At 55.4% G+C, this 2092-nt stretch carries 2 protein-coding genes; both read left to right on the forward strand.

Going from position 1 to position 2092, the window contains the following annotated elements:
* Positions 1-127 precede the first annotated feature (127 nt).
* Positions 128-1699 carry an IS1634 family transposase gene (locus tag HY011_06210; GenBank protein ID MBI3422515.1) on the forward strand — a complete coding sequence of 524 codons (1572 nt, stop codon included), beginning with the start codon at positions 128-130 and terminating at the stop codon, positions 1697-1699.
* A 142-nt stretch (positions 1700-1841) separates the two neighbouring features.
* Positions 1842-2092, forward strand: a 251-nt coding sequence (locus HY011_06215; GenBank protein MBI3422516.1) for a DUF433 domain-containing protein, incomplete at its 3' end; no start/stop codon positions are given.

Here is a 2092-nt window from a genome sequence, read left to right on the forward strand (position 1 = left end):
AGCATCCAACAAATCTCACATGAAAGGCGAACTAAGCCTGTATTCAAGGGTTGGCTAAATCTTATTGCACCTTGGCAATCGCATAGCATCTGGGTAGTCTGAAGCACACCATTCAGCGAGGTGTGCCATGCCACAACCCAGCCAAGCCGAACTGTTTGCTCGTGCGTTTCAATCCCAAGTCGCGCGCAATCCGGGTGCGGCGTGCTTGACCTTGCCGATTCTGCGCGAACTGGGCGTTGCGGCAGCCGTGAATGCGTCTTGTGCCAGCGCCCACGACGTTGCCCATGGGGTGGTCGTCAACACCCTGGCCCTGAATCGTTTGCAAGCCCCACGCCCGCTTTATAAAGTCGAAGCGTGGCTGGAATCCACCGCGCTGGGTCAAGCACTCGGCCTTCAACCCGAACAAGCACACGACACGCGCTTGGGCGAAACGCTGGATGCCATCTATCCACACTACCTCACGATTTGGCAAACGATCATTCAGACCGCAGTGCGGCGCTATCGCTTGCCCCTCGACTGGCTTCACTACGACATCACGTCAGTGTATTTCGAGGGACTGTACACTGAAAGCGAAGTCGTGAAATTTGGTTACAGTCGTGACCAACGCCCGGACAGCAAGCAAATCAATCTCGGACTCAATATCACGCGTAACGGTTTGCCGCTGGCGTTTCGCGTGCTCGTGGGCAACACCGCCGACCGTACGACGCCACGGCAGAACTGCGAAGCGGTGCGTGCGTTGCTCACCGAGACTCAACGCAGCGAAGCGACGATCGTGCATGACCGAGCGATGGGTACGCCGGAAACGCTCGTGTGGTATGGTCAGCATCAGCAAAAGTTTATCACGCCGATGACAACCGATGGCGACCTGCAAATCCTGTTGGATCGCGTGCCGGCGGATGAATTGATGAGCCACCCGCTGAATTACCACCCGGCACGTGCGACGACTACACCGGAACCCATGTATTACGGGGTGTGGCGTGAACACACCTTCACACACGACGAGCAAAGCGTCCAGACCCGCGTCCTCGTCGTCCAAAGTGTCAGTAAAGCACGCTTGGATGCCCAGAAGCGCAGCGAAGCCTTGCAGAAACTCCAGAAGCGATTGGAGGGCATTCAACGGCATCTGAATCAGCGCAAATACAAGCGGCGCGATTACACGCTCGAACAAATTCATCTCGCCCACCGGGGCAACCCTGCACGACACCTGCTCGACATCGAATTGAACGGTGAGGATGGCGCGTTAGCCCTGAAGTATCAAGTCAACGCCGAGCAGCTGGCGCAGGCAAAGGCGCGCGATGGGCGCTATCCGCTTGTGACCAATCGCTGGGACTTGGACGCTGACCAAGTGCTGGCGCGGATGAAAGAACAGGATGTTGCCGAGAAACGCTTTGCGATTCTCAAAGGTCCGCTCCAAGTCCATCCACTCTGGTTGCACAAAGACGAACGCTTGGTGAGTCTCGTAGTGGTCGTGATGATTGCGTTGTTAGTGTACTGCTTGCTCGAACACTTGGTGCGGCAAGCGCAACGGCATCTGACCGGACGCGCCCTGCTAGAACTGTTCGCGAACTACACGGTGGTCTTGGTCAGTTTTTCGGATGGCAGTCAGATGTGGACGTATCCCGAACTGGCGCCACCCCAATCGCAATTGCTGACTGACTTGGGCTTGCCGTTGCCTGAATCAACCTTGATGCTATCGTGAGCTCAATAGAATTTCATCAACCCTTGAAAACAGGCTCAGAAAACCAAAGCAAAGAGTTTCTAGACGCAACACTGTATCCAAACCCAAAGCCACAGAACATCCCCACATTGTCCGCATAAAAGGGGTGAGTGGCGGACGACCTGTGATCAAAGGCACGCGTATCTCCGTGCGCGATATTGCAATGTTGTACAAGCGTGGCGAAACGGTAGGCGAAATATTGCAGACCTATCGCCGTCTGAAACCTGCCGCTGTCTACGATGCGATCAGTTACTATCACGATCACCAGTCCGCAATTGAGCAAGAGATTCGCGAGAATCGAATCGAGTTCGTGCTCGCGCAAAACGCTGCCACAATGGACGCGCGTGGTCGCATCACCTTTGAGAAAAAGAGACG

Source organism: Acidobacteriota bacterium, from assembly GCA_016196035.1.
Classification (GTDB): domain Bacteria; phylum Acidobacteriota; class Blastocatellia; order RBC074; family RBC074; genus JACPYM01.

Excerpts from the sequence above, each read along its gene's own strand:
- HY011_06210 (MBI3422515.1), top strand. The coding sequence starts at position 128 with ATGCCACAACCCAGCCAAGCCGAACTGTTTGCTCGTGCGTTTCAATCC.